Annotated in this window: 26 protein-coding genes and 1 pseudogene; 23 read left to right on the top strand and 4 right to left on the bottom strand. The window is 55.6% G+C overall.

The window, feature by feature from the left end:
- Positions 1-204: 204 nt before the first annotated feature.
- Positions 205-492 (top strand): stage VI sporulation protein F, encoded by a 288-nt coding sequence (locus PRECH8_RS05325; protein WP_200966049.1) that lies wholly within the window; start codon positions 205-207, stop codon positions 490-492.
- A gap of 116 nt (positions 493-608) precedes the next feature.
- On the opposite strand, the gene PRECH8_RS05320 is transcribed toward PRECH8_RS05325, so the two are convergent.
- Complete coding sequence (locus tag PRECH8_RS05320) at positions 609-992, bottom strand: YolD-like family protein (protein ID WP_200966048.1); 384 nt, start codon at positions 990-992, stop codon at positions 609-611.
- 97 nt (positions 993-1,089) lie between these two features.
- Between PRECH8_RS05320 and PRECH8_RS05315 the strand changes: the two genes are divergently transcribed.
- Complete coding sequence (locus PRECH8_RS05315) at positions 1,090-1,236, top strand: hypothetical protein (RefSeq protein WP_200966047.1); 147 nt, start codon at positions 1,090-1,092, stop codon at positions 1,234-1,236.
- A gap of 15 nt (positions 1,237-1,251) precedes the next feature.
- Here PRECH8_RS05315 and PRECH8_RS05310 read toward each other — a convergent pair whose 3' ends face one another.
- Complete coding sequence (locus PRECH8_RS05310; protein ID WP_200966046.1) at positions 1,252-2,496, bottom strand: DNA polymerase IV; 1,245 nt, start codon at positions 2,494-2,496, stop codon at positions 1,252-1,254.
- A gap of 222 nt (positions 2,497-2,718) precedes the next feature.
- Here PRECH8_RS05310 and PRECH8_RS05305 point away from each other — a divergent pair, with 222 nt between their 5' ends.
- From PRECH8_RS05305 to coaD, 3 genes and pseudogenes are all read left to right on the top strand, one after another.
- Positions 2,719-3,213: a hypothetical protein gene (locus PRECH8_RS05305; protein WP_200966045.1), complete on the top strand. Its 495-nt coding sequence runs from the start codon at positions 2,719-2,721 to the stop codon at positions 3,211-3,213.
- Between the two features lie 342 nt (positions 3,214-3,555).
- Positions 3,556-4,111: pseudogene (gene rsmD / locus PRECH8_RS05300) on the top strand (16S rRNA (guanine(966)-N(2))-methyltransferase RsmD).
- 99 nt (positions 4,112-4,210) lie between these two features.
- Positions 4,211-4,729 carry a pantetheine-phosphate adenylyltransferase gene (coaD, locus tag PRECH8_RS05295; RefSeq protein ID WP_200966044.1) on the top strand — a complete coding sequence of 173 codons (519 nt, stop codon included), beginning with the start codon at positions 4,211-4,213 and terminating at the stop codon, positions 4,727-4,729.
- Between the two features lie 31 nt (positions 4,730-4,760).
- On the opposite strand, the gene PRECH8_RS05290 is transcribed toward coaD, so the two are convergent.
- The gene (locus PRECH8_RS05290) at positions 4,761-6,065 is read right to left on the bottom strand and encodes a nucleoside recognition domain-containing protein (RefSeq protein WP_200966043.1); all 1,305 of its coding nucleotides are present in this window, start codon (positions 6,063-6,065) and stop codon (positions 4,761-4,763) included.
- Between the two features lie 127 nt (positions 6,066-6,192).
- On the opposite strand from PRECH8_RS05290, the gene PRECH8_RS05285 reads away from it, so the two are divergent.
- Complete coding sequence (locus tag PRECH8_RS05285) at positions 6,193-7,365, top strand: YlbL family protein (protein WP_200966042.1); 1,173 nt, start codon at positions 6,193-6,195, stop codon at positions 7,363-7,365.
- 19 nt (positions 7,366-7,384) lie between these two features.
- On the opposite strand, the gene PRECH8_RS05280 is transcribed toward PRECH8_RS05285, so the two are convergent.
- Entirely contained in the window at positions 7,385-8,701 is a 1,317-nt protein-coding gene (locus tag PRECH8_RS05280) for a nucleotidyltransferase (protein WP_200966041.1), read from the bottom strand.
- 223 nt (positions 8,702-8,924) lie between these two features.
- Here PRECH8_RS05280 and PRECH8_RS05275 point away from each other — a divergent pair, with 223 nt between their 5' ends.
- From PRECH8_RS05275 to rpsP, 17 genes are all read left to right on the top strand, one after another.
- Positions 8,925-9,431 carry a YceD family protein gene (locus PRECH8_RS05275; protein WP_200966040.1) on the top strand — a complete coding sequence of 169 codons (507 nt, stop codon included), beginning with the start codon at positions 8,925-8,927 and terminating at the stop codon, positions 9,429-9,431.
- A 48-nt stretch (positions 9,432-9,479) separates the two neighbouring features.
- Complete coding sequence (gene rpmF / locus PRECH8_RS05270) at positions 9,480-9,653, top strand: 50S ribosomal protein L32 (RefSeq protein WP_200966039.1); 174 nt, start codon at positions 9,480-9,482, stop codon at positions 9,651-9,653.
- A gap of 344 nt (positions 9,654-9,997) precedes the next feature.
- Complete coding sequence (fapR, locus tag PRECH8_RS05265) at positions 9,998-10,600, top strand: transcription factor FapR (protein WP_200966094.1); 603 nt, start codon at positions 9,998-10,000, stop codon at positions 10,598-10,600.
- Positions 10,584-11,591, top strand: a complete 1,008-nt coding sequence (plsX, locus tag PRECH8_RS05260; RefSeq protein ID WP_200966038.1) for a phosphate acyltransferase PlsX — start codon at positions 10,584-10,586, stop codon at positions 11,589-11,591. Before fapR ends, plsX begins: the two co-directional genes overlap by 17 nt.
- On the top strand, positions 11,588-12,577 hold the full coding sequence (locus tag PRECH8_RS05255) for a beta-ketoacyl-ACP synthase III (RefSeq protein WP_276569090.1): 990 nt from the start codon (positions 11,588-11,590) through the stop codon (positions 12,575-12,577). The genes plsX and PRECH8_RS05255 overlap by 4 nt, the downstream gene beginning before the upstream one ends.
- 91 nt (positions 12,578-12,668) lie before the next feature.
- Positions 12,669-13,619, top strand: a complete 951-nt coding sequence (gene fabD / locus PRECH8_RS05250; RefSeq protein ID WP_200966037.1) for an ACP S-malonyltransferase — start codon at positions 12,669-12,671, stop codon at positions 13,617-13,619.
- 10 nt (positions 13,620-13,629) lie between these two features.
- Positions 13,630-14,376, top strand: coding sequence for a 3-oxoacyl-[acyl-carrier-protein] reductase (gene fabG / locus PRECH8_RS05245; RefSeq protein WP_371871177.1), 747 nt, complete (start codon positions 13,630-13,632; stop codon positions 14,374-14,376).
- A 64-nt stretch (positions 14,377-14,440) separates the two neighbouring features.
- Positions 14,441-14,674: an acyl carrier protein gene (acpP, locus tag PRECH8_RS05240; RefSeq protein ID WP_200966036.1), complete on the top strand. Its 234-nt coding sequence runs from the start codon at positions 14,441-14,443 to the stop codon at positions 14,672-14,674.
- A gap of 127 nt (positions 14,675-14,801) precedes the next feature.
- The gene (gene fabF / locus PRECH8_RS05235) at positions 14,802-16,046 is read left to right on the top strand and encodes a beta-ketoacyl-ACP synthase II (protein ID WP_200966035.1); all 1,245 of its coding nucleotides are present in this window, start codon (positions 14,802-14,804) and stop codon (positions 16,044-16,046) included.
- 83 nt (positions 16,047-16,129) lie between these two features.
- Positions 16,130-16,819, top strand: a complete 690-nt coding sequence (gene rnc / locus PRECH8_RS05230; protein WP_200966034.1) for a ribonuclease III — start codon at positions 16,130-16,132, stop codon at positions 16,817-16,819.
- Positions 16,820-17,102: 283 nt separating this feature from the next.
- Entirely contained in the window at positions 17,103-20,669 is a 3,567-nt protein-coding gene (smc, locus tag PRECH8_RS05225) for a chromosome segregation protein SMC (RefSeq protein WP_200966033.1), read from the top strand.
- A 3-nt stretch (positions 20,670-20,672) separates the two neighbouring features.
- Complete coding sequence (locus tag PRECH8_RS05220) at positions 20,673-20,819, top strand: hypothetical protein (RefSeq protein ID WP_200966032.1); 147 nt, start codon at positions 20,673-20,675, stop codon at positions 20,817-20,819.
- Entirely contained in the window at positions 20,816-21,817 is a 1,002-nt protein-coding gene (ftsY, locus tag PRECH8_RS05215) for a signal recognition particle-docking protein FtsY (protein WP_200966031.1), read from the top strand. Before PRECH8_RS05220 ends, ftsY begins: the two co-directional genes overlap by 4 nt.
- A 961-nt stretch (positions 21,818-22,778) precedes the next feature.
- Positions 22,779-23,087: a hypothetical protein gene (locus PRECH8_RS05210; protein WP_200966030.1), complete on the top strand. Its 309-nt coding sequence runs from the start codon at positions 22,779-22,781 to the stop codon at positions 23,085-23,087.
- A 798-nt stretch (positions 23,088-23,885) separates the two neighbouring features.
- A complete protein-coding gene (locus tag PRECH8_RS05205) occupies positions 23,886-24,254 on the top strand; it encodes a putative DNA-binding protein (protein WP_200966029.1) in 369 nt (122 codons plus the stop codon).
- A 54-nt stretch (positions 24,255-24,308) separates the two neighbouring features.
- Positions 24,309-25,673, top strand: a complete 1,365-nt coding sequence (gene ffh, locus PRECH8_RS05200) for a signal recognition particle protein (protein WP_200966028.1) — start codon at positions 24,309-24,311, stop codon at positions 25,671-25,673.
- An 89-nt stretch (positions 25,674-25,762) separates the two neighbouring features.
- Positions 25,763-26,035, top strand: a complete 273-nt coding sequence (gene rpsP / locus PRECH8_RS05195) for a 30S ribosomal protein S16 (protein ID WP_200966027.1) — start codon at positions 25,763-25,765, stop codon at positions 26,033-26,035.
- The last annotated feature ends 24 nt before the right edge of the window (positions 26,036-26,059 follow it).

Raw genomic sequence — 26,059 nt, 5'->3', positions numbered from 1 at the left:
ATATGCCGGCTGAATCGGGCAGATTGCTTGGTCCGATGCTGGGACAGATGACGGTGGATATCTGGACAGGCAGTGAACATACACTGTATCGTCAGTCCATTCTCTCTGAGCGTGATGGGGGTCTGCGGCGGCAGGAGATGCAAGGGGTGCTTCCCCCGTTTCGCGTAAAGGGGAACTTTCAAGGAATATAGGAGGGATATCCGTATGCGGTATGTGGAATATGGGATCAGTCCCGAGCTGGTGCAAGCGGTGAAGGAGAGGCTGAAGGATCCGGGGCTGCGAGAGCAGGTCAAAGCGATGCTGCAGGGGGTGACCAAGGAACACCTGCAACACCCCGCAGCGATTCGTCAATTGATCGCATCCGTATCTTACGTGATCGACATCGCGATCGATGAGCAGCAGACGGCGAGTATTACACAGTTCGTTCTGGATCAGAAGATCGATCCGAACAACATGTTCCATCTGATCAAGCTGTGGGGGATGTTTCGCTGACGGCCGCATCGCGGGGGCGGAACGATCCTCTGTGACGATGAAATGATGAATAATCTTAATAAAAGCAAAGACCCGGCGCTAGGCCGGGCAGACGGACGGCGCGGTCTCTAAGCCGCTTACTCCTGGATATCGACGATCTGCCGGAAGGCGATCTGCAAGGTCTCATCTTCCTCACCGCTTGCTGCTTGGCTCTCGTTGTCGGCGGTGCGGACCAGTTTCACCCTGCCGGCGAAGGGATCGACTCCCTTGACGATGCCGGTGAAGCGCTGCGTGCCGTACTTCGTGCCGTATACGACGGTGATCGGCTGCTCATGGGTGAAGGAATCGGAGACAGCGCGGCTCATGTCGGCCAGCCGTTCTTCATCCAAGTGCGGCATGCGGAAGGCCTGTCGGCTGCGCCGTTGTGCAAGCAATTGTTCGCGATGTTCCGGCAAGAACATGCGGCTTCCCTCCCATAATAAGTTGCCCCGGCGGAGATGTTCGTCCATGTTGTCTGACATCGGTGTTCACTCCTTTCGGAAGAATGTCATGGCTGCAAGATCAAAGACCAAGGGGTTGGTTCGCGCAGGGGCCATCAGCAGGTGATCGGCGGATAGGATGATCACAGGCAGGAAGCGCCGGATCATCGTACCGCACAGGCCGCGGCATGGAGCCGGGAGATGCGGACTGCAGCATCAGAAGCAGCTGCGCGGGATGCGAGCGGCATGGGCTGATGCCGACAAGACAGCGGTGCATGAGGCATAGGACTCATGCAGCATATTACTTGTAATGGCCGCCGATCTTCTGCGCCCGATCATAAGCTTGGCCGGCGGATGTCAGGGAGACGGCGCGTACGATCGCGGCGGATCCGTACCGCTCCTTGATCGCATCCACGGCATGATCGAGTTTGCGCTCGCGTTCGCGGTCGAGGAACAGGTCCAGTTGATACTCGTCATCGGGTCTCAGCTGGGTGAGCGAGACGCCGACGCTGCGCACCGGCTCGCCGTCCCAGTGGCGCTCGAACAGCGCCTGCGCCGCGGCGAAGATATGCGGCATATGGTTGGTCGGACTGCTGAGCTTCGTCTGCCGATGGAAGCCCGTGGGACGGTCGAAGTCGGCGCCGCGGCAGCCGACGCTCACGGTCTCGCCCATCAGCCCCTTGCTTCTGGCGCGGCGGCACACCTCTTCGCTTAATTCCATGAGTACGACGCGAATCTCCTCCGCCGTGCGGTAATCGCGGGGCAGGGTCATCTGATGGCCGATCCCCTTCTGCGTGTCATGGGTCGTCGGCGTGACGGGCGAATAGTCATAGCCGTTCGCCGTCATCCACAGCACATGTCCGTTCACCCCCCAGATTCGCTGCAGCTTGTGCAGGGGGAAGGCAGCGAGATCGCCGATCGTGTGGATGCCGAGCCGCCGCAGATGACGGTTCATGCGGCTGCCGACGCCGAACATCTTGTCGATGGCAAGCGGCCAGAGGTGCTCGCGCTTGTTCTCATGGGTCAGCGTGAAGATGCCGTCGGCATTCTTCTTAGCGAAGTTGTCGCAGGCCATCTTCGCCAGCACCTTGTTCGGCCCGATTCCGACCCGCGCGTAAACGCCGGTCTCGCGGCTGATGGACGCCTGGATCTTGCGCGCGACTTCCTGCGGATCCTTGCCGAACAGCAAGTAGCTCCCCGTGACATCGATGAACTGTTCGTCGATGGAATAGGGTTCGACGAGATCGCTGAAGCGCTCCAGGATCGCGGAGATCTGCAGCGAGACGCGGATGTACTCCTGCATGCGCGGCCGGATGACGACGACGTCGGGACATTTGCGCACGGCTTCCCCCAGCCTCTCCGCCGTTGTGACCCCGCATCGCTTCGCGAGGGGGCAGGCGGCAAGGACGATCCCCGAACGGCGTGCCGGGTCGCCGGCGACGATCAGCGGTTTGTCCCGCAGTTCAGGGTGCCGCGCCTTCTCGACGCTGGCGTAGAAGCTCTGCATATCGACGAGGAAGATAATCCTGTCTCTTCGGGATTCCATAGGCATCACCTGTTTGCTTTCCCTTGGATTCGAAACAGAAAACATGAACAGAACACATGTTCGCACATGTGGTATGTTTCTATTATAATGCGAATGTACGTTCCTATTCAAGGGCAAGATCGCCGGCAAAAACACCCTCACCCGCAAAAAATCAACGGAATGTACATGCAGACTGAGGAAATGTGGTATGATGAAGCGTAAGAAAGAAAGGAGAGATTCGCCATGCCGCAATCCTTTCACACGATGAAACTCATCCCGTCGCAGATGCTGCAAGATCGATTGGAGAACATACAGGAATTGCTGACGGGCGACTTGGAGCAGTATGAGATCGTCAGGGACAGAGAAACCGGCGAACATTATCTGCACTATGTCTATCTGCATGTCGATCTGTCCGGAAGTGGTGAGGGCGAATATTACCATCAATTGCTTCCGCTGGAAACGGACGATGTGCTGGCTATGGTGTTGGGCGAGCAGGATTATACGTATCCGGATAATTGGCTGCGTCCATATCTGCGCAACGGCCCAGAGGACAAATATGTATGGTTCGATCCCGAAGGCATGGAGGACACTGCCGAGCAGGAGCGAATTGCCGGCGAGCTCAGGAGGACGCTTCAAGAGTTTAAGAAGCGGGGGAAGTATGATGAGGACTCCGTGCGTCAGATGCTTGATACCTTGGATAAACTGCTGGATGGCGAACGTCCTGACGACCTTTCATGAGGCTGGGCCCTGGATCGTCAAAAGAACCAAAAAAATTTTTGATTGCGATGTATAGATCTGTGAAGAACGGACAAGATATAGATAGCGGCATCGAGAGATGCTGCAGACAACCGCGGAGAAGACTTACGTTTCCCCATAAGCTCTTCATCCGGTTTCTCCTCTCCCATGAAAAGGGCACCCGCGAGGGTGCCCGAATTCTTTTGACCGCGAATTGGCGCGGTTTTTTTGTGTTTAGGGGCACGGAGAACGGATTTTGGTTTTCGTATTTTTTTTTGAATGTGTTAGTATAGCGTATAGAAGTTTTCCATGCCACGGTGATCCGGTAAGGGGGAATACAAGCAAGTGAGAGTCATATCCGGAACCGCCAGAGGAAGGCCGCTCAAGGCCGTGCCTGGGAGCACGACGCGGCCGACGACGGATAAGGTGAAAGAAGCCGTGTTCAGCATGATCGGACCTTACTTCGACGGCGGCACGGTGCTGGATCTATATGCCGGGTCGGGGGGGGTTGGCGATTGAGGCGCTCAGCCGCGGTATGCAGCGGGCGGTGCTGATCGATCACGACAGACGGGCGGTCGATACGATTAGGGATAATCTGGAGCGCACAGGTTTCGCCGATCGGGCTGAACTTTACCGCAATGATGCACGAAGGGCGTTGTCGATCTTGGCGAAGAGGGGTCTTGCCTTCGATCTCGTCTTCCTCGATCCGCCGTACCGATATACGAATATGGATGAGATCATGCTGGAGATGGAGGAGAAGCAATTGTTCGCCGAGGGAGCAAGGATCGTCATCGAGCATGATGCCAAACATACATATGAACCGAGCATCGGCAGGAGTGTATGCGTGCGGCGTGCCGTATACGGGGAAGCCGCCGTTTCGATCTACCGCGTACAGGACTGACGCTTGCAGAACGGGCGGAGGGTTGGGATGGAGAAGATTCGCCGCGGCATCGAAGACAGACAACATCAAGATACATAGTAGAGATTGGAGTGAGGCGCTATGAAGCGACCGAGACCGGAACTCATCGCGGTCTATCCGGGAAGTTTTGATCCGGTGACCAATGGGCATCTGGATATTATCCACCGGGCTGCGAAACATTTTGACCATGTGATCGTGGCTGTGCTCAACAACTCGAGCAAGAAGCCGCTCTTCTCCGTGGAGGAGAGGAAGGAACTGCTCATCGCAGTGACGAAGGATATGCCGAATGTTGAGGTCGACAGCTTCCGGGATCTGTTGGTGAACTATATGCAGCAGAAGCAAGCCAGCATCATCATCCGGGGACTGAGGGCGGTATCCGACTTTGAATATGAACTGCAGCTCGCTTCTACGAACAGCAAGTTGAACAGACAAGTGGAGACCTTCTTCATGATGACCAATCCGCAGTACTCTTACTTAAGTTCGAGTATCGTGAAGGAGATCGCCCAATATCACGGCAATGTTTCGGATCTGGTGCCCAAGATCGTAGAGGAGGCGCTCAGGAAGAAGTACCCTTCCCCGTCTAATAAGCGGCTGGTCTGATCGGTCCGCGCTGCTTGGTCTGGAGAAGCGTTCAGCCGTTGTGCCGGCGGCCCGCATCGGACATCGCATCGTACAGAAGCGAGAGCAAAGCGAGGAGCAAGATCCCGCAGGAAGCGCCGAAGATGAGCCAGGCATCGAAGCGGATGACGGTGATGAGATCGGGATAACCGCGGGAGGCTCCCGCTGCATACGGCCATTCCGCCCATACCGGCACGCCCGTTTCTTCGGACAGGCGGAAGCCGCGGGCAGCTGCCGGCAGCAGGTTCAGCAGCGGGAAGAGGAGGAAGGAGAGCACCGCTCCCGCTGCGGCGTGCACGATACGGGATAAGAGGAATGGGGCCGCTCGCAGATCCGTCCCCGCCATCGCTGAACGGGTCTGCACCTGCAGGCATAGGCCGCTCCAGCCCAGCAGGGCGCTTAATACGGCCAGCGACCAGATATCATAAGAAGCACTGCGCAAGGCATAGGCGCCGAGATGCTGCTCGAAGAAACCGGCAAGCCATGCGGCGGGGGATTCGGCAGGCAGGCCGAAGGCCGCTTCCAGGGCGGCGCCTCCTTGGATGATGAGGTGGTCTGCGCCGGAGAGGGAGATGATCTTGAGCATGACGGCGAAGAAGATCATATATCCGCCGACGATCATCAGCTTCTGGATGGAGTCGAAGACGCTGTCCCCCAGCAGGCGGCCGAAACTGCGCCCGTCTTCGAAGCGGGCCTGCTCCATTGCCAGCAAACTGCGGCGGAGGAGTCCCGGCTGCCGCTTGCTGCGGCGGCGATGCTGGGCGGGGCCGGCAGACTGCTGCTTGCGATCGGCAGCGGAATCCGTCGCGATCAGCGCCGCGATCAGGGCGCCGAGCCAATGGATGACGAGGAGCGGCACGCCTAGCTCCGGCCGCTGGAAGAAACCGGCGGCGATGACGATGACGATCAGCACGGGACTGGCTGCATAGGACAGAGCCAGCAGGCGTTCCGCCTGCTGCCGTGTGAGCTGCCCGGCATGGCGCAGCTTGGCGATATGCTGCACGCCAGCCGGCGCCCCGGCGGTCCAGCCGACGGCGATGCACCAGCCGGCGATGCCGGGCAGGCGGAACATGCGGCGCATCACGGGATCGAGCAGGGCGCCGATGAAGTGCATGATGCCCATGGCGGTCATGATCTCAACGAGGATCAGAAGGGGCAGCATCGCCGGAAAGACGATTTTCCACCAGATTGTGAGCCCTTCGAGAGAGGAGTTCAGGATCTGATCGGGATAGAGAATGATAAAACCGACTACGAAGCAGGCTGCTGTGCCGAGGATGATGGTTAATATGGGACTGTTGCGGAAATTTGAAGCAGTCACCGATGCTTTGCCTCCTGTTAAGTGGACTTATTGCATCTTACGTTCTGCCGGGCTTGTTTAGACCTGCTTGGACGACGGATGACCGGAGCATGCCCTCGGCAGCGCTGCGCTTAGAAAGGAGCACAACATGCAACGCACCTTATATCGGCTGGGCCATGCACTGATCATCGCCATGTTGGCGGCGATCCTCGCGATTATGATCTTGCAGAATATTCCTACGAATTATGTGGTGTATCTGCCCGGACCGACGGAGGAGATCGGGGAGATGGTAGAGACAGAAACCGGCGGGAAGGAGGAAGGAGCCTTTCTCTTGACGGCGGTCTACCAAAGCTACCCGGATCTGTTCAGCTATCTCATGCTGCGTTTGGATCCGTATGCGGAGTTTCACAAACGCGAAGAAGTTTTCTATGAAGGGGAGACGGAGGAACAGTATCACAGCCGGCAGCAGATCAACATGCTCGGTTCGCAGAACCATGCGATCCTTGCGGTGTACGAGGAGCTGGGCATCCCCTATCGCTACGAGGACCAAGGATTGTATGTGCAGAGCGTCATGGCGGACTATCCTGCGGCGGAGGTGCTGCAGCTGTGGGACCGCATCGAGGCGCTTGACGGGCAGGCCGTCAAGCGCTTCGAAGACCTGAAACAGCATCTCAGTACCAAGAAGGAAGGGGATCTGGCGTCCGTGACCTTCCTTCGCGGCAATGTCCGTTACACGGAAGAGATCGAGCTGCGCCGCCTGCCGTCTTCTGAAGGAGAGGAAGCTGAGGTAGGGCTGGGCGTATCCCTGCTTGTGATGCGCAGCGTCGAGCCGGAGGATGAGCGGTACCGCGTGAAGATTTCGACGGAAGACATCGGCGGTCCTTCGGCCGGCTTGATGTTCGCGCTGGAGATCTATAACCGGTTCGTGCCGGAGGATATCAGCCGCGGCTATCGCATCGCCGGTACGGGAGAGATCAGTCCCGAGGGCGATGTAGGCGTGATCGGCGGCATCCGCCACAAGGTGATCGGGGCGGACCGGGACGGCGCCGATATCTTCCTGGCCCCTGCGGATTACATCGATGAGAAGCGGGGTCTTCATATCAAGAATTATTCCGAAGCGGTGCGGACGGCGGAGGAGATCGGCTCCAACATGCAGATCGTGGAGGTTCGCACGCTGAGCGATGCGCTGGAATATCTGCGCAAGCTCCCTCCCAAAGCGGCCGCAGAGGGGGCAGCCATACAGGCGGAGGAAGCAGGTGCTGAGGATGAAGCGGCAGCCGCGGCTGGCATCGGGTCTCACAGGGTTATCCCGGCTGCCTAAGCGAGCGGACCGCCGCCGCTCAAAGCGATCCGCTTTCGGCCGCATCTGCTGCAGGGACTTCTTCGCTCGCTGAAGTTTCTTGCTGCAGCATCAGCGGCGGTTCATAATAATCGCGCAGGAGATCATGGGCAGTGAAGTGCTGGTAGCCAAGGGCGTGGATGCCCGTAGCTTGGATATCGAGCAGCATAAGCGGATGCACCTCTTGTCCGACATTCGTGATGATCGGTACAGAAGCGGTTTGCTTCATTTGCTTCAGCAATTGCCGGCCGATGCGGCTGAAACCGAGGATGCGCAGGTAAGGAACGCCTTGCGCCAAGACATCCCGGGTCAGCAGTTCCTTGCGATGGCCGAGGAGGATGCGGGTGAAGGTGCGCTGCAGCTTCGTGCGGGTATAGCGCTTCGTCTTGCAACCCTCGATCAGCTGCTCGACGCTGCAGCTGCCTTCCAGCTCGTTCAATGCGCGCAGGATGCGATTCTCCAGACCTTCGCTTACTTCCGCCAGTGCCGCTAATTCCTCTTTGCTGCGGCTGAGGATCGCTTGCATCAGCGGCACGGCCAGCCGCTCCCAATGAACTGGAGCGCGGCCGGCGTCCCATTCCCTTTGCAGGATCTCTGCGGTATAGTGTGGAATATAAGGCTGGATGGCGGCAAGATCACCGCTGACAAGCAGCTTCTCGCGGATTGCGGTGGCACTGGCGATCTGTGCGTCGGCTTCGAGCGGATCATGGTAGCCGGCCTTCACACGCTTGATCGTCAGCGGGGCGATGGAACTGCCCAGCCGCCGTAAGGCGATCATATAATGAAGGCCCAACGTATTGTTGGGTTTGGCAAGGTCGTATGCATCGTCCGTGCCGCATCCAGCGGCACCGATCCCTTCGCTGCGCAGTACATACTGGACAGCGCGGGTATAGGCCTGCGGATAGTTTAAGCCTTGTTTGAGCCTTGCGTGCAGCTGCTTCTGCAAAACCTCCGGCTCGTCCGCGAGCAGATCCGCTAATTCGCTGAACCATGCGATGTCGCCGCTCTCGCTGCCGAAGCATAAGCTGTCTACAATGCCGCTTAAGTGCAGGGCGGATACCGCCCCGTAGGCGAACCATTCCGCAGGCTGCGCGGAATAAGCGACGGGCAGTTCGATCACGAGATCGACGCCCATGCTGAGCGCCATCTCCGTACGCGCCCATTTGTTCGTCAGCGCGGGCTCGCCTCGCTGCAAGAAATGCCCGCTCATCACAGCGACGACGGCGTCAGCCTTTGATAGGCGGCGCGCTTGTTGGCAATGATAAACATGACCGTTGTGAAGCGGGTTGTATTCGACGATGATCCCTACTGTGCGCATGTTCATGACTCCTTGTATCGTGGGGTTAGCGTAAGATTCGCAAGCAAGATGAGCTGAGGACCTGCAAGTCCAGAGATTGTCATAGGGGAGATCTGAAGTCCGGCTCCATATTGGTTTCTATTTTAACCCAAGCGGGATTCGCCTGCTATACTTGGCTGAATTTAGTTGACAAGAAGCCATAGGAGTCGATATAATAAATTTTGTTTGTTTGAGGTGATGCCCGTTGAAGATCAATTTTAAAGAAATGGCCGGTCTGGACGGACCGATTCAGCTTGAAACTCAGCTGGACATGAGCCAGGCTCTCGGCAGCCGCCGTGATATCTTAAGGCATACTCCCGTTCATGCTGAACTTACAGCTGAGTTTGCAGCAGGGATCTTTCTGATCGACGGGCAGCTCGATGGCGACATCGTATTTTCTTGTTCCCGCTGTCTGGATGAAGTCAGTGAACATATCCATGTTCCTTTTCACGAATCATTTTCACAGGATGAACAATTTAAGGATGAGAACGAAGAAGACGATGTCTTCTATATTCCGCAGAATGAGTTTGACTTAGTTCCGTATCTGGAAGCGGCCTATCTGATGTCCGTGCCGTTCGTTGCTTTGTGCAAGGAGGACTGCCGCGGTCTCTGTCCGGTCTGCGGGACGAATCGCAATGAAACGGACTGTTCCTGCCGCATGGAGCGCATCGATCCGCGGCTGGCAGAATTGCAGAAGTTTTTTGAGAAATGATCATGTTTCATTGCTGCCACAGGGCATGCTTTGAAGGAGGTGGGATTCATGGCAGTACCTTTTCGCAAGACTTCCAAGTCGAAACGCGACAAACGCCGTACTCATTATAAATTGAGTATTCCAGGCATGGTGAAGTGTGAACAATGCGGCGAGATGAAGGTTGCTCACCGCGTATGCCGTGTTTGCGGCACCTATAAGGGCAAAGAAGTGATCAAACAATAATTGCGTTAGCAGAGGCGTCCTCTTGAGAATGAGGGCGCCTTTCTTCTGTGCAGCTTTTGGAAGTCCGGCGGATTTTACTTCACATTTCCGCTTGTTTTATAATATACTACTAGTACCAGGTGATAAGATCTGCGTGTACGGGTGCGGCTGTCGGATTGGCTGATAGAACCAGGAATTATAGCTGAACGTTGCGGAACGGCTGCAGAATCATAGTTGAACCATTGCAAAGCTGTTTCGGAATGAAAGCTATGTAAAACCATACATAACGATGATCACGAGACCGGGTCCGTCCCGGGCGATCCGATATTCACTCATCATACCGGGAGGTGAGGGCAATCGGCAGACTGCCTAAGCGACAACGGCAGCAACAGCTCGCTAAAGCGATTGAAGAGAATCCTTTCCTAACGGATGAGGATCTCATGAAGAAGTTCGGCGTCAGCATCCAGACGGTGCGGCTGGACCGGTTGGAACTCGGCATCCCTGAGCTGCGGGAGCGGCTGAAGCTCATGGCTGAACAGACTTATGATCAAGTGCGCTCCTTGCCGCTGCACGAGGTGATTGGTGATGTCATCGATCTGCAGCTGGACAAAAGCGGCATCTCCATCTTCGAAATCAAACCGGAGCATGTGTTCTCCCGCACGAAGATCGCGAGAGGGCACCATATCTTCTCGCAAGCCAACTCACTGGCTGTGGCAGTGATCGATGACGAGGTGGCGCTCACCGCTTCTGCGGACATCCGCTTCATCCGGCCGGTGAGGCTGGGGGAGAAATGCGTTGCCAAGGCCTATGTGCGATCGGGTTCCCAAGCCGGAGGCAAAGCGCACGTCGAAGTCTTCACTTATGTTGGGGATGAAAAGGTATTTCAAGGTAATTTTATGATTTATCGTACCAAAACCATCGAGCAAGATCAGACAGAAGGGGTAGACAATCATGCGAATAGCAATTGATGCGATGGGCGGCGACCATGCGCCGGAAGCGGTGGTCACAGGAACGCTGCAAGCAGCTCGGGAATTCGCCGATGTCGAGCTCATCCTGGTAGGCGACGAGCCGCGGATCGCGCAGTTCATCACCGCCGGCGGCGGGAAATTGCCCGGCAACGTGCGGATTCAACATGCATCGGAAGTCATCGAAGCCGATGATGAGCCCGTCAGGGCGGTGCGGCGCAAGAAGGATGCGTCGATGGTCGTCGCCGGCCGCATGGTGAAGGAGAAGCAGGCCGATGCGCTTGTGTCCGCCGGCAACACCGGCGCCCTCATGGCAACGGGGCTTCTGATTATCGGACGTCTCCCGGGCATCCATCGTCCAGCCTTAGCGCCGATGATCCCGACGCTCGAGGGAAGCGGCACCCTGGCTCTGGACCTTGGCGCAAACATGGATGCCAGTCCCGAACATCTGGCGCAATATGCTGTGATGGGTACGATCTACCGCAGCAAGGTTCACCAGCTGGATCAGCCGCGTGTCGGCCTGCTCAATGTCGGCACTGAAGCGATGAAGGGCAATGAACTGACCAAAGCCGCTTACAGTCAGTTGGAGCAACTGCCGATCCATTTCATCGGCAATGTGGAAGCCCGGGACATCCTCAGCGGCGTCTGCGATGTCGTCGTCTGTGACGGCTTTGCCGGCAACATCATGTTGAAGTCCTTTGAAGGTGCGCAGAAGGCGATCTTCACCTTGCTGAAACAGACGCTGACGAGCTCGGCATTAACGAAAATCGCAGGCCTCATCCTTAAACCGAAGCTGAGGGTGTTCAAACAATACGATTATCGTGAACACGGCGGTGCCCCGCTGCTCGGAATCGACGGTATCGTCATCAAGAGTCATGGTTCCTCAGATGCAGGTGCGATCAAAAATGCCATCGGGCAAGCTCGGACGGCGCTGATGAATCATCTGGTAGACGCGATCAGAGAGGAAATTAAGAGAAATGAGGGGCAGCTATGAATTTAGGAATGTCGGTAGGAGTGCTTGGGACAGGCAAATATGTGCCGGAGAAAGTGCTCACCAACTTTGATCTGGAGAAGATGGTGGACACGAGCAACGATTGGATCATCACGCGTACCGGGATCCGCGAGCGGCGCATCAGTTCTCCGGAGGAAGCGTCCTCGGATCTGGCGTACCATGCATCGGTAGAAGCATTGAAGAATGCCGGGCTGACTGCCGATGATATCGACTTGATCATCGTTGCTACGATCACGCCGGATATGGCTTTTCCGTCCACGGCCTGTGTCCTGCAGGAGAAACTGGGAGCGAAGCGCGCTGCGGCCTTCGACCTGTCGGCGGCGTGTTCGGGATTTATCTATAGTTTGGCAAATGCCGTCAGCATGATCGCTGCCGGTCTGTACAAACATGTCCTCGTTGTCGGCGCGGAATGCTTATCCAAGATCACGGATTACACGGACCGTAACACGTGCATCCTGTTCGGGGACGGGGCGGGAGCGGTTGTGCTTGGGCAAGTGCCGGATGGACGGGGATTCCGCTCCTTCGTGCTCGGTGCCGACGGTTCCGGCGGGGAGCTGCTGAATCTGGCCGGCGGCGGTTCGCGCTGCCCGGCATCGCCGGAGAGCATCGCCGAGAAGAAGCATTATATCTATATGGCGGGCAAAGAGGTGTTCAAGTTCGCCGTCCGCATCATGGGCTCAGCCGCCCTTGAAGCGCTGGACAAAGCAGGTCTCACGAAGGATGATGTTGACCTGCTTGTGCCGCATCAAGCCAATATCCGCATCATCCATTCGGCCTTGGAGAAGCTGAACCTTCCCGAAGACAAATGCATGATCAATCTGGATAAGTACGGCAATGCATCGGCGGCATCGATCCCGATCGCCTTGGCGGAAGCAGCGGAAGAAGGCCGCATGCAGGAGGGGGACTGCCTCGTGCTTGTCGGCTTCGGCGGCGGCTTAACCTGGGGAGCTTCTGTGCTGATCTGGTGACGACATGAAGGAATTAAATGATGCATATCGAACATGAAGTTAACGGCTTTGACAAGATAAGCAGAAATCGTGCAGTTAGGAGTTGCGTAAGATGGGCTTAACAGCGTATGTTTTTCCAGGCCAGGGTGCACAGAGCGTCGGCATGGGAGCGGACATCTGCCGGCAGCATGAAGGGACGCAAGCCCTGTTCCGCGCCGCCGATGAAACCCTTGGCTATCCTTTAAGCGAATTGATCTTCCAAGGACCGGAGGATGAATTGAAGCTGACTTACCACACGCAGCCGGCCCTGCTGGCGACAAGCTGCGCCTATCTGGAGAGCTTGCGGGACAGCGGTCTTCAGCCGGACTACGTCGCCGGACACAGCCTTGGCGAATACAGTGCTCTCGTATGCGCTGGAGTGATGTCCTTTACCGATGCGGTGCGCACCGTGCGCCTGCGCGGGGAATTCATGGACCAGGCAGTGCCCGCAGGGCAAGGTGCGATGGCCGCGGTCCTGGGGGCAGATCGCGAAGCGCTGGCTGCGCTCTGCCGGGAAGTCAGCGAGCAGGCGGGAACTGTGGAGATGGCGAATGTGAACTGCCCGGGGCAGATCGTCGTCTCGGGAACGGCGGCGGGCGTGCAGGCGATCGTTGAACGGGGCAAGGAGATCGGTGCGCGGCGGGTCGTCCCCCTCGAGGTAAGCGGTCCGTTCCACTCCTCCCTGATGGAACCGGCAGCAAGCCGTCTGCGCGAGGTCCTGCAGCAAGTGGAGATGCGGGATGCAGCGGTCCCGGTGGTCGCCAACGTAACGGCCGGACCGGTGACCAAGGCGGAAGAGATCCGCGAGCTTCTCGTGAGGCAAGTGGTCTCTCCGGTTCTGTGGGAAGATTCGATCAACTGGCTCCTGTCCCAGGGCGTCGATACCTTCGTGGAGATCGGTTCCGGCTCCGTGCTGACGGGTCTGATCCGCAAGATCGACCGCTCGGCTGCCGTCTATACGGTGAACTCCGTGGAGTCATTGGAGGCGGCGATCGCCGCACTTAAGAATAGAGAGGGAAAGTGAGGGAATCGATATGTCATTGCAAGGCAGAGTTGCGCTCGTCACCGGCGCCTCCCGCGGCATCGGACGGGCGATCGCGATCAGTCTCGCCGAAGCCGGCGCCGATGTTGCCGTGAACTACGCCGGCAACGTACAAGCAGCGGAGGAAACCGCGGAGGCCGTGCGCGCGCTTGGCAGACAGGCGCTGCTCGTCAAGGCGGATGTGGGCGACATGGAACAAGCCGAGAGCATGGTGAAGCAAGTACTCGAACATTTCGGCAAGCTCGACATCCTTGTGAACAACGCCGGCATCACGCGGGATAATCTGCTTATGCGTATGAAAGAAAAAGAATTCGATCAAGTTATTAATACGAACTTGAAAGGCGTCTTCAACTGCATGAAGTCCGTGACACGGCCGATGATGAAGCAGCGCTTTGGCCGGATCATCAACATCTCCTCCGTTGTCGGTGCTGCCGGCAATGCCGGACAGATCAACTATGCCGCAGCCAAGGCCGGGGTGATCGGCATGACGAAGAGCGCGGCGAAGGAACTGGCCTCGCGGGGCATTACAGTCAACTGCGTTGCCCCGGGTTTCATCGCGACGGAGATGACCGATCAGCTCAGCGAGGAGACGCGCGAACAGCTGCTCAAGTCGATTCCGCTGGGAAGACTGGGACAGCCGGAGGATGTCGCGCGGATCGTCCGCGTGCTCGCCTCCGAGGATGCCGATTATATGACCGGCCAGACGATTCATGTTGACGGCGGCATGTACATGGGCTAATCGGAGAAGTCCTATGGCATTTTATGAGCTATTCTACTATAATACCAAGAGGGAGGTGAACCGGATGTCCGACGTGTTTGACCGCGTGAAGCGCATTATCGTGGATCGCTTGGGTGTGGATGAATCTGAAGTTACTCCAGAAGCATCTTTCAAAGATGACCTGGGTGCTGATTCTCTGGATATCGTGGAACTCGTGATGGAACTTGAGGATGAGTTCGACATGGAGATTTCCGACGAAGATGCTGAGAAGATTACGAATGTAGGAGAGGTAATCTCGTACATAGAATCTCACAAGTAATCTTTAAGTCCCGTGCATAACGGGACTTATCCACATTAACTGCGGTTGAAACTATAGAAGCAATCGGCTCGAACGCATTCGTTCATCACGAGCTGAACATCCGATATCCTTACCGAGGTGGGTAATGATGAAACATAGAGTAGTAGTAACCGGCATGGGGGCGATCACGCCGCTCGGTTCCGATCTAGATATATTGTGGACGAATCTGGTTCAGGGAAAATCCGGGGTATCGACGATCACGTCGTTCGATGCCAGCGAATTGCCTACAAGAATCGCAGCAGAAGTGAAAGATTTTGATCCTGAGGATTATATAGATAGGAAAGAAGCACGGCGGATGGACCGTTTTGTGCAGTTCGCCGTAGCAGCTTCGAAGAAAGCCATTCAAGATGCCGGCCTTGATATCGGCACGAATGCGGATCCGGAACGCGTCGGCGTCATCGTCGGTTCCGGCATCGGCGGCCTCGGTACATGGGAAGAACAACACATGATCTTGTTGGAGAAGGGACATCGAAGGGTGAGCCCGTTCTTCATCCCGATGATGATCTCGAACATGGCATCCGGTCAGATCTCGATGCTGACGGGAGCTAAGGGACCCAATACGAACGTAGTTACCGCTTGCGCTACTGGAAGCCATGCGATCGGCGATTCCGCCCGGATGATCCAGCGCGGAGATGCCGACATCATGATCTGCGGCGGTGCGGAAGCGACGATTCGTATGGTCGGGATGGCTGGTTTCTGTGCGCTGCGCGCGATGTCCACGCGCAACGACGAACCGGAACGCGCCAGCCGGCCTTTCGATATCGACCGCGACGGCTTCGTCATGGGCGAAGGTGCGGGCGTGCTTGTGCTGGAATCCCTAGAACATGCGAAGAAACGCGGGGCTAAGATTTACGCAGAAGTCGTTGGTTACGGCATGAGTGCAGATGCATACCATATGACGGATCCCGCTCCCGGCGGTGAAGGCGCCGTTCGCTGCATGCGCATGGCGATCCGCGATGCCGGGCTTGACCTGCAGGATATTGATTATATCAATGCACACGGCACCTCTACACCGGTAGGGGATAAGGCGGAGATCGCTGCGATTAAGACCGTGTTCGGCGATGAAGCATCCCGCCTCCTCGTCAACTCGACCAAATCGATGACGGGGCATCTGCTGGGGGCTGCCGGCGGTTTGGAAGCGATCATCTCCACACTGGTGATCAATAAAGGCGTCGTCCCGCCGACGATCAATGTGGACAATCAAGATCCTGAGTGCGATCTCGACGTTGTGCCGAACCAAGCCCGAGAGGCGAAGGTGGATGTGGCGATGTCGAACTCCTTCGGCTTCGGCGGACACAATGCTACCTTAATCTTGAAGCGTTATGAGGAGTAAGCAGGAGCTGTGCGAAGGATGCTGCACGAAGGATGAGACAGCGTACGATATCAGTAAGACTCTGACCAAAGGAGCTCTGCCCCATGAACCGTGATTTGCGAGAGTTGGAGCAAGCGCTGAATATTCGATTTCACAATCGCAAACTGCTCGCTCAGGCATTTACGCATTCATCGTATGTCAATGAAAATCGAGGGAAAGCCGTCCACAATGAACGCTTAGAGTTTCTAGGCGATGCGGTGCTGGAACTGTGCGTGTCCGATTATCTCTATCACCGTTATCCGAAGCGGACAGAAGGGGAACTCACGAAGCTTCGCGCTTCGATCGTCTGCGAACCCTCGCTGGTCGAGTTCGCCAATGAACTCGAGTTCGGCTCTTATGTCCGCTTGGGAAGAGGAGAAGAGATCACCGGCGGGCGCAGCAGGCCGGCGCTGCTTGCCGATGTTTTTGAAGCGTTTATCGGGGCGCTGTATCTTGATCAAGGCATCCAGGCGGTTCAGGATTTTTTGCATCGCGTCATGTTTCCGAAGATCTCGCAGTATGACCAACCGCAAATCACCGACTATAAGACTCGATTGCAGGAGTATGTGCAACAACATGCACTGGGTTTATTGGAATATCGGATCGTCGATGAACAAGGACCGGCTCATGATAAGCACTTCATCTCCGAAGTGTATATGAATGAGGTGTGCCTGGGCAGAGGGTCCGGTCGCACGAAGAAAGAAGCGGAGCAACAGGCAGCCGCGAAAGCTTTGGCCGAGTTGACGACCCCATAGCATATATTAGAGGACTGTCGGCGGCACTTGCTCCGACAGTTTTCTATTATGAGCATGTTTAGCATATTTAATCTGCCATGCAGGGATCTGCCGTGAATCTGCCCGTGACAGGCTGCTGAACCATACAGCAAACATGGCTTGCAGCCGTATAAGATCGCTGCAGAGCACTTGGCGTTCATCGGTACAGACCGTGCGCTGAAAGTTGTGGCTGCTGGCAGGCAGGGCGAGGGATCTTATTCGCATCCTGCTTCCATACTATGTTTAGGGCGTTAGAGGTGAGTTCATGTACTTAAAGCGGATTGAGCTGAAGGGGTTCAAATCATTCGCTGACAGAACCGAGCTGGAGTTTGTGCCAGGTATTACAGCTGTCGTCGGTCCTAACGGCAGCGGCAAGAGTAATATATCCGATTCGATCCGCTGGGTGCTGGGGGAACAGAGTGCCAAGTCACTTCGCGGCGGCAAGATGGAAGACGTGATCTTCGCAGGAAGCGACACGCGCAAACCGGTGAACTACAGCGAGGTTTCTTTGACTTTGGACAATTCTTCGCAGAAACTTCCCCTGGATTATTCTGAAGTAACGATTACCCGCCGGATCATGCGCAGCGGGGAAAGTGAATATTTTATCAACAAACAGGCCTGCCGCCTGAAAGACATCACGGAATTATTCATGGATACCGGGATCGGCAAAGAGGCTTACTCCATCATCGGACAAGGTCGCATCGAAGAAATCTTGAGCACGAAGTCTGAGGAAAGACGGGGTATCTTCGAAGAAGCTTCCGGGATCGTGAAGTACAAATCCCGCAAAAAAGAAGCCGAGAAGAAGCTTGCGGAAACGGAGCAAAATCTCGTGCGGATCGAGGACCTGATCGCGGAACTGGAAGGACAGCTTGAGCCCCTCCATGAACAAGCGGAGAAAGCGAAGCGGTACAAAGATCTGAAAGAACAGCTGAAGGCCAATGAGATCGCGCTCTATGTGCATCAAATCGAGCAGGTGCATGCTTCATGGAGCGAGACGAAGCAGAAACTCGGCCAGCTGCAAGAGGAGCAGCTGGCGCTTTCAACGGTTATCAGCCAGCATGATGCTTCGTTAGAGAAGTTCCGCTTGGAGATCCGCCAACTGGAGGAACAGTTGGAGAAGGAGCAGCAGCACCTGCTGGAGGTGAGCGGAGAAGCGGAAAAGTCCGACGGCCAGGTCGAGGTGCTGAAGGAGCGGCGCCGCAACCTTGAGATTCAGCGCACTCAGAATAAGGACAAGCTTCTCACCTTGCAAGGCCGCATCGACGCGAGACGGGAAGAACAAGCTGCCCTGGAGAAGCGGCTCATGGAAGTGGAAGAACAGCTGAAGCAACTGCAGCGCCGGCTGCAAGAGGAACAGGCCCGCCTCCAAGGTGTGGAAGGGGCCGATGCTGCACGGGAGGAAGATCTGCGAGCCGAGATGCTGGAAGTGCTGAGCTCGGCAGCCCAACATCGCAACGAGGTTCGCTACTTGGAGCAGCAGGAGGAGACGCTGCAGAGACGGCAGGAGAAACTCGGCAGCGATATCGAGCGGGCGAAGGGAGAACGCGATGAAATCTTATCGCGCATCGCTAATCTCCAGGAGAAGCTCCAAGAAACCTCAGCTTCACTTGAAGAGACGCGGCAGCAATATCTCGAGATCACGGAGAAGATCCGTCATGCGGAAACGGAGCTCGAGGGCTGGAACCGCAAGCTGCGGGAGTTGCAGCAGAAGATGGACGGTCTATCCTCAAGACGCGATACGCTGCAGGAGATGAAAGAGGACTTCGACGGCTTCGCTCTCGGCGTAAGAACCGTGCTCAAAGCGCGGGAGAACGGTGCCTTAAGAGGCGTGCACGGCGCTGTTGCCGAACTGATCCATGTACCCGAACAATATGAAACGGCGATCGAGATTGCCCTCGGCGGAGCGCTGCAGAACATCGTCATGGAGGATGAAGCAGCGGCCCGCGCAGCAATCGCTTACTTGAAGAAGCAGCAGGCCGGGCGCGCGACCTTTCTGCCCCTCGATGTCATGCGCGGGCGTTACATAGCTGAACAGGAATTGCGAATGATTCAGAAGATGCCGGGGTATATCGGCATCGCTGTGGATCTGGTTACGTATGAGGAACGTTATCATCAGATTGCTGCCAATCTGCTCGGCAATGTCGTCATCGCCGAGACGCTGGAACATGCCAACCAACTCGCAGGCCGTTTGAAGTACCGCTATCGGATCGTCACCCTTGGCGGCGACGTTGTCAACCCCGGCGGCTCGATGACCGGGGGGAGCCTCCAGAAGAAGACGAACAGCCTGCTGGGCCGGCAGCGGATCATAGATCAGCTGGAGCAGGAGATCCGCGGCCTCGGCAGCGAACTCGAAGATGCCGGCACGATGGTGCGATATGAAGAGCAGGAGATCAAACGCCTGCAGGTAGATTTGGAGAAACTTCGCCGCTTGGGCGAACAAGGTCGGCTGCAGGAGCAAGCACTTCAGTCCCAGATCGAACAGGCGAATCAGCAGCTCCAGAATATCGAAGCCCTGCTGCGGGTGACGGAGCAGGACCAGCAGACGGTGCTTCACGAACGCCGGCAGATCGAGCAGCGCCTGGCTGAAGTACAGGACAAGCTACAGGAGCTTGCGGAGGCGGAAGACTCGCTCAATGAACAGCTTCGTCAAGCAGAGGAACTGCGCAAGTCCCAGGAGTTTGCGAAGGATCAGCTGCAAACCCAGCTCACTGAGCTGAAGGTGGAGATCGCCTCCGTTACGCAGGACCGCTCTGCGATGCGGCAGCAGATGCAGCGTACAACTGATGAGCTGGCTGCGTTGTTGCAGGAGCAGGAGGAAACAGAGCAGACGCTCAAGAACACGGATGCTGAGATCGCCCGCACGACGGACGAGATCAAGCGCCAATCCGTGCTCTATGAGCAGCTTCTCGAGAAACGGGATGCATGTGCGCAGCGCATCGAATTCATGCGCGCTGATCGGGCCCAGAAGCTGCAAGATCTCGCTCAGCGTGAGGAAGAGACGAAGGAACAGCGAGTCCAGCTGCAGGAAGTTGAAGCGAGAGTACACCAGCTGGAAGTGCGGCTGAACCGTCTCGATGTCGAGCTGGACAACCTGCTTAAGCATCTGGCTGAAGATTATGAGATTGGTTATGAGCTCGCTAAGGAAAGGTATCCAGTTCCTCAGGACATCCTGGGCACGCAGGCGGCTGTCAGGGATCTAAAACGCCGGATCACTCAGCTCGGCGATGTGAACCTCGGCGCGATTGATGAGTATGAGCGCGTGAGTGAACGGTATGATTTCCTCACCCGTCAGAAGAATGACCTCGTCGAAGCGAAGGAAACTTTGTACGAGGTGATCAAGGATATCGAACGGGAGATGTCGGAGCGCTTCACCCAAACCTTCGAACAGATTCGCGAGCAATTCAAGAAGGTGTTCGTAAAGCTGTTCGGCGGCGGACGGGCTGATCTCATATTGAGCGATCCCGACAATATCCTGGAGACCGGTATCGATATCATCGCCCAGCCGCCGGGCAAGAAGCTGCAGAATCTTCAGCTTCTCTCCGGCGGTGAGAAGGCGCTCACGGCGATCGCGCTGCTGTTTGCGATCATCCACGTTCGTCCCGTGCCCTTCTGCGTGCTGGACGAAGTAGAGGCAGCCCTCGATGAAGCGAATGTCTCGCGCTTCGCATCTTATCTGCGGGAATTCTCCAATCAGACGCAGTTCATCGTGGTCACGCACCGCAAGGGCACGATGGAGGAAGCGGACGTCCTGTACGGCGTGACGATGGAAGAAGACGGCGTATCGAAGCTGGTATCGGTACGGTTGGAAGACGGTGAACCCGTATCGGCATAAAGCGTGGATCAGGCACGTCTCAGCGTATCTAAGCGATTCAAGCGAATCGTAGAGAAACCAAGGGATGTTAAGGGGATTCCAGCGAATCCAAGGGAGTTCAAGGGATTCAATCAGTTGTGGAACTATCAGTTGGCGGAGGTTGGAAGATGAATTTTTTCAAAAAGTTACGCGAGTCGATCTCCACAAAGGCGGAGAGCGTTACAACGAAGTTCAAAGAAGGCTTGCAGAAGACGACGAGCGCCTTTACGGAGAAGATGGATGACCTCTTGCGCAGATATAAGAAGATCGACGAGGCATTCTATGAAGAGCTGGAGGAGATCTTGATCAGCGCCGATGTCGGCGTGACAACGGTGATGGAGCTGATCGATGATCTGCGCAGCGAAGTGAAGAAACAGCGGATCGAGGATGCCGGACAGCTTAAGCCGATCCTCTCCGAGAAACTCGTGTCCTTGCTAAAGGGCGATGACACCGATGTGGAACTTCGCTTGAACGAAGACGGCTTGACGGTGATCCTGTTCGTCGGGGTTAACGGCGTAGGCAAAACGACGACCATCGGCAAGCTGGCCCACCGTCTCAAAAGCCAAGGCAAATCAGTGCTTCTGGCAGCGGGGGACACCTTCCGCGCTGGAGCGATTGAGCAGTTGGAAGTATGGGGACAGCGTGTCGGCGTGGACGTGATCAAACACCAAGCCGGCTCTGATCCGGCAGCGGTGATCTACGATGCGGTGCAAGCGGCCAAACAGCGCAAGATCGACGTCCTGCTCTGTGATACCGCAGGTCGTCTGCAGAACAAGACGAACCTGATGGAGGAGCTGAACAAGATCTACCGCGTAATCGGCCGTGAAGTACCGGGGGCCCCCCATGAGGTGCTGCTCGTCGTCGATGCGACGACGGGGCAGAACGCCCTGAGCCAAGCGAAGTTATTCGGCGAGAAGACGGGCGTCACAGGGCTTGTGCTCAGCAAACTGGACGGCACCGCCAAGGGCGGCATCGTCATCGCGATTCGCAATGAGTTGAATATCCCCGTGAAGTTCGTCGGTCTGGGTGAAAAGATGGACGACTTAGAACCCTTCGATTCGGAGCAGTTCGTCCATGCTCTGTTCGCTGGTTTGGTCACGGAAGAGGATATGGAGTCGTCGGAAGTGTAGAATCAAGATGTAGAAACAAGATAGTGTTTATGTAACGCTGGCTGCCTAAAGGGCGGCCGGCTTTTTTTCATTATCTGATTATGATCGGGTTTTGAAATGGAGAATGCTGAGTTAAGAGTTATGAGTCAATAGAATTATCGTCTCACGTACTGGATCCCCATTGGCCCAAGTTGAGTCAACAGGATCTGTCGTCTCGCGTCTGGCTTTCGCCGTTGTGGGGCTGGATCAACACATTTTGTCGTCTCACGTACGGGTTCTCTATCGTCAAAAGTTGAATCACCAGAAAATGTTGTCTCACGCACCAATTACATACTAGACCGCACAATTTAAATATATTTCGTGCTCCGTAAGCGGGCAGGATGTATGAACGACGGCTTGAAGCGGAAAGATAAGGATAAAGTATCCGTGCGACAGGCCGTACGGCAGGAAAGGCAGGAGGATTCCATGCCCTGGTGGCAAGTGCTGCTTATACTATCCATCGTAGTCGTTGCTTTAGGTCTAATCTCTTCGCTGCGAGTGGCAATGGAGAAGAGAAAAGGCGAAGTTCTAGACGAAGGGGTCAGCGGTACGGTTTCAAAACACAAAATGAAAGCCAATCCCATCCTATGGACCTATGTGATCTTCATAATTCTCATCTTATTCGTAGCCGTATACTTTTTGATAAAGTATCCCGGAGGCGCGTATCCAGGCGGGTAGTGCATCATCTTGGGAAGTACGGGGCAGGATGTCGGCGGAGCAAAGAGAGCATAAAGAAAAGCATTAGGAGAGCATCAAACGAGTAATGAACTTAATGTTAAAGAAACAGGATATGAGGATGCGAAACATGAAGCCCGGACGAGTACAGGATCTGAAAAAGTACGGTCGGACGCAGCGTTGAAGACATGATGTTATGTATAACGAATGACGAGCCGTGAAACGTATGACGTACCATAGAACGCATGACATCGGGAGGGCAAAGATGATGGACAAACGAACTTATTATGTTTCGGTGCAGGCTGAATCGGTTATGGAGCAGCAAAGCGACAGTGCATATGAATTTGAAATTCTTGCTTCAGAAGAGGATGTGGCATCCCTGCAAGGGATGTTTGAGGCACTGGATGACCTGGACCGCGAATCCGCGCTGCGATCGCATATCCCCTATGTGCAATACCATGATGACGCCGAGAATGACCGATATGATGATCAGCTTAAGGCTATCTACCGCAAGATCCATGAGCTCGGAACTCCTGAGACGAAGAAGCATATCGAAAGCATGGGAATCTTGCAATAGATTGGGAGAACAGATGCTTGGTTTCTCGTCGATGGAACATTCGTGGAGCGGAGCATGAGTGGGAGGCGTGGATGAATCAAAGCATGGATGGGCCCAAATCGTGGATGATCCAAAGCATGGATAAGCCAGAGCATAGATGGGGCTGAACATGGAGCAAGCGAAAGTTTTGTAAGAATATAGAACAAAAACATGTTGGGGATATCTGTTCCAAGGAGTTTTATACGAAAAATGGGATAAAGGCTGGAGGACAAGCCATCTGCCGCAGTGTTTTGTACGAAATTTCGTATAAGATGGTGCATTAAATGGCGAATCTAGCAGATTTTGACCTAAAAATCGTACAATTTCCGAAAGAAAAGCTGCAACTGCAGGTGTTTTATCCTAAAAATCATACAAAATCCGGAGAACGATCAGCAGCCTTAAGAGGTTGATCCAATCATTCGAGCAATGCTTCCTCACCAGCCCGCCGCTTGAGTACCGCTTAATCACCGATAAATCGATGAGAATCACCGATAGGTCGATGATAGATCCCGATCGATCAGTCGGGGATAGATCACCGCCGATGAATCCACAAGAATCACCAAAGCCCCCCCAATGATTCCTAAAAAATTATCAATGAGTCATCAATGAACGATCGCCGATGAATCTCTTGCTGTAGAGTCATCGGTTTTTTTGCGGTTCATAGAGGTGACAAGAAAATCAGCTTGACAGCCATAGATGGATTCGTTAATATAGTAGAGGTTATGATCAGTGTCAAGGATAGTTCCTTTACACCCTCTTGAAGGAAAGGGGGCATGACGCATGGTGAAGCATGCATCCGAACAAGAAATGTTAGCCAAAACGACGCGCATGAACCTCCTGTTTGATTGGTACGGCTCGCTGCTCACAGAGAGACAGCGCACATATATGCAATATTATTTCCATGATGATTACTCGCTGAGTGAGATCGCTGCCGAGTTTGCAGTGTCTAGACAAGCAGTGTATGATCAACTTAAACGTACTGAGGCGATCCTCGAGGATTACGAGGACAAGCTCGGTCTTCTGTCCCGCCATGAACAGAGGCAGCGGACGATTCATGAGATGAGAGAGATCGCGAGACAGCTGTCAGATGAGCAGAGAACAGCGATCGAACGGCTGCTCATGCAGTTGGAGGAAGTAGACCGAACATAATCGCTGCAGTATGTTGATGATATTGGAATTTCCCTTAGCATTGGAGGAGATCCTGTGGCGTTTGAAGGGTTGACCGGCAGGCTGCAGAGTGTGTTCAGCAAGCTGCGCGGCAAGGGCAAGGTAACGGAGGAAGATGTTAACGAAGCGCTGCGAGAAGTGCGTCTGGCGCTGTTGGAAGCGGACGTGAACTTCAAGGTCGTCAGAGACTTTATCAATAAAGTCAGAGAACGCGCGATCGGTCAGGAAGTGTTGAAGAGCTTCACGCCGGGTATGGTCGTCATCGATATCGTCAATAAGGAATTAACGGAGCTGATGGGCGGCACCCACAGCAAGCTGGCCCGTTCGACGCGCCCGCCCACGGTGATCATGATGGCGGGGCTGCAGGGTGCGGGTAAGACGACGACTTCCGGGAAGCTCGCGCGCCTGCTCCAGAAGCAGAATCACAAGCCGCTTCTCGTCGCGGCGGATATCTACCGCCCGGCTGCGATCAAACAATTGCAGATCCTGGGCGAACAGATCAAGGTGCCCGTGTTCTCGCTTGGCGAGACGAACCCGGTTGAGATCGCGGCGAAGGCCGTTGAACATGCCAAGGAGAACCATCTCGACTATGTGATCATCGATACGGCTGGACGCCTTCATATCGATGAAGAGCTGATGGATGAGCTGAAGCAGATCCGCGATGCGGTGAAGCCGGATGAGATCCTGCTCGTCGTCGATGCGATGACCGGACAGGACGCGGTGAATGTGGCGCAGAGCTTCAACGAGCAATTGGAGCTGACGGGCGTCGTGCTGACCAAGCTGGACGGCGATACCCGCGGCGGTGCAGCGATCTCCGTCAAGGCCGTCACCGGCTGCCCGATCAAGTTTGCAGCGATGGGCGAGAAGATCGATGCGCTGGAGCCTTTCCATCCAGAGCGAATGGCCTCCCGCATCCTCGGCATGGGCGATATGCTCTCGCTGATCGAGAAGGCGCAGGCCAGCATCGATGCGGAGAAGGCAGCGGAACTCGAGCGCAAGATGCGCCGGGCGGAGTTTACGCTGGAGGACTTCCAGGAACAGCTGGAGCAGATCAAGAAGCTGGGACCACTGGATCAGCTTCTCGATATGCTGCCGGGCATCGGCAAGGCCAAAGGGCTCAAAGACCTGAAGGTCGACGAGAAGCAGATGGCGCGCACCGAAGCGATCATCAAGTCGATGACCCCAGAGGAGCGCCGCCGGCCTGAGATCATCAATGCCAGCCGCCGCAAGCGCATCGCCAAGGGCAGCGGAACCACTCTGCAGGATGTGAACCGCCTGCTCAAGCAGTTCGAAGACATGCGCAAGATGATGAAGCAATTCTCGAACATGATGAGCGGCAGCAGGGGCAAGGCGCTGAAGAAACTCAGCAAGAACAAGGGCTTCCGCTTCCCGTTCGGCTGATACACCGGGCGTTAAATAAATGATTACCGATTTTTTTCTATCCCAAATGACTTATAACAGCAAGATTCTGAGAAGGAGGTGAAGACAACATGGCAACACGCATTCGTCTGAAGCGCATGGGTGCTCGCAAGAGACCTTACTATCGCTTGGTCGTAACGGATTCCCGTTCTCCGCGCGACGGTCGCTTTATTGAGGAGATCGGTACTTATAACCCGCTGACTGATCCTGCTGCAGTGACGATCGATGAGGAGAAAGCCCTAAAGTGGCTGCAGGTCGGCGCAAAGCCGTCGGACACGGTTCGCAGCCTGTTCAGCAAAGCCGGCATCATGAAGAAGTTCCACGAAAGCAAACTGCAGAAATAATGTTTGGATTCGGGGGATATAATG

This window comes from Insulibacter thermoxylanivorax, from assembly GCF_015472005.1.
Classification (GTDB): domain Bacteria; phylum Bacillota; class Bacilli; order Paenibacillales; family DA-C8; genus Insulibacter; species Insulibacter thermoxylanivorax.
The sequence above is the reverse complement of the archived record's forward strand: the minus strand, read 5'-3'. Positions and strand labels throughout refer to the sequence as shown.

What these genes read in the sequence shown, in the direction of transcription:
- PRECH8_RS05325 (WP_200966049.1), top strand. Translation starts at nt 205, where the DNA reads ATGCGGTATGTGGAATATGGGATCAGTCCCGAGCTGGTGCAAGCGGTG.
- PRECH8_RS05320 (WP_200966048.1), bottom strand. Translation starts at nt 992, where the DNA reads ATGTCAGACAACATGGACGAACATCTCCGCCGGGGCAACTTATTATGG.
- PRECH8_RS05315 (WP_200966047.1), top strand. Translation starts at nt 1,090, where the DNA reads ATGATCACAGGCAGGAAGCGCCGGATCATCGTACCGCACAGGCCGCGG.
- PRECH8_RS05310 (WP_200966046.1), bottom strand. Translation starts at nt 2,496, where the DNA reads ATGGAATCCCGAAGAGACAGGATTATCTTCCTCGTCGATATGCAGAGC.
- PRECH8_RS05305 (WP_200966045.1), top strand. Translation starts at nt 2,719, where the DNA reads ATGCCGCAATCCTTTCACACGATGAAACTCATCCCGTCGCAGATGCTG.
- coaD (WP_200966044.1), top strand. Translation starts at nt 4,211, where the DNA reads ATGAAGCGACCGAGACCGGAACTCATCGCGGTCTATCCGGGAAGTTTT.
- PRECH8_RS05285 (WP_200966042.1), top strand. Translation starts at nt 6,193, where the DNA reads ATGCAACGCACCTTATATCGGCTGGGCCATGCACTGATCATCGCCATG.
- PRECH8_RS05280 (WP_200966041.1), bottom strand. Translation starts at nt 8,701, where the DNA reads ATGCGCACAGTAGGGATCATCGTCGAATACAACCCGCTTCACAACGGT.
- rpmF (WP_200966039.1), top strand. Translation starts at nt 9,480, where the DNA reads ATGGCAGTACCTTTTCGCAAGACTTCCAAGTCGAAACGCGACAAACGC.
- plsX (WP_200966038.1), top strand. Translation starts at nt 10,584, where the DNA reads ATGCGAATAGCAATTGATGCGATGGGCGGCGACCATGCGCCGGAAGCG.
- PRECH8_RS05255 (WP_276569090.1), top strand. Translation starts at nt 11,588, where the DNA reads ATGAATTTAGGAATGTCGGTAGGAGTGCTTGGGACAGGCAAATATGTG.
- fabD (WP_200966037.1), top strand. Translation starts at nt 12,669, where the DNA reads ATGGGCTTAACAGCGTATGTTTTTCCAGGCCAGGGTGCACAGAGCGTC.
- fabG (WP_371871177.1), top strand. Translation starts at nt 13,630, where the DNA reads ATGTCATTGCAAGGCAGAGTTGCGCTCGTCACCGGCGCCTCCCGCGGC.
- acpP (WP_200966036.1), top strand. Translation starts at nt 14,441, where the DNA reads ATGTCCGACGTGTTTGACCGCGTGAAGCGCATTATCGTGGATCGCTTG.
- fabF (WP_200966035.1), top strand. Translation starts at nt 14,802, where the DNA reads ATGAAACATAGAGTAGTAGTAACCGGCATGGGGGCGATCACGCCGCTC.
- rnc (WP_200966034.1), top strand. Translation starts at nt 16,130, where the DNA reads ATGAACCGTGATTTGCGAGAGTTGGAGCAAGCGCTGAATATTCGATTT.
- smc (WP_200966033.1), top strand. Translation starts at nt 17,103, where the DNA reads ATGTACTTAAAGCGGATTGAGCTGAAGGGGTTCAAATCATTCGCTGAC.
- ftsY (WP_200966031.1), top strand. Translation starts at nt 20,816, where the DNA reads ATGAATTTTTTCAAAAAGTTACGCGAGTCGATCTCCACAAAGGCGGAG.
- PRECH8_RS05210 (WP_200966030.1), top strand. Translation starts at nt 22,779, where the DNA reads ATGGACAAACGAACTTATTATGTTTCGGTGCAGGCTGAATCGGTTATG.
- PRECH8_RS05205 (WP_200966029.1), top strand. Translation starts at nt 23,886, where the DNA reads ATGGTGAAGCATGCATCCGAACAAGAAATGTTAGCCAAAACGACGCGC.
- rpsP (WP_200966027.1), top strand. Translation starts at nt 25,763, where the DNA reads ATGGCAACACGCATTCGTCTGAAGCGCATGGGTGCTCGCAAGAGACCT.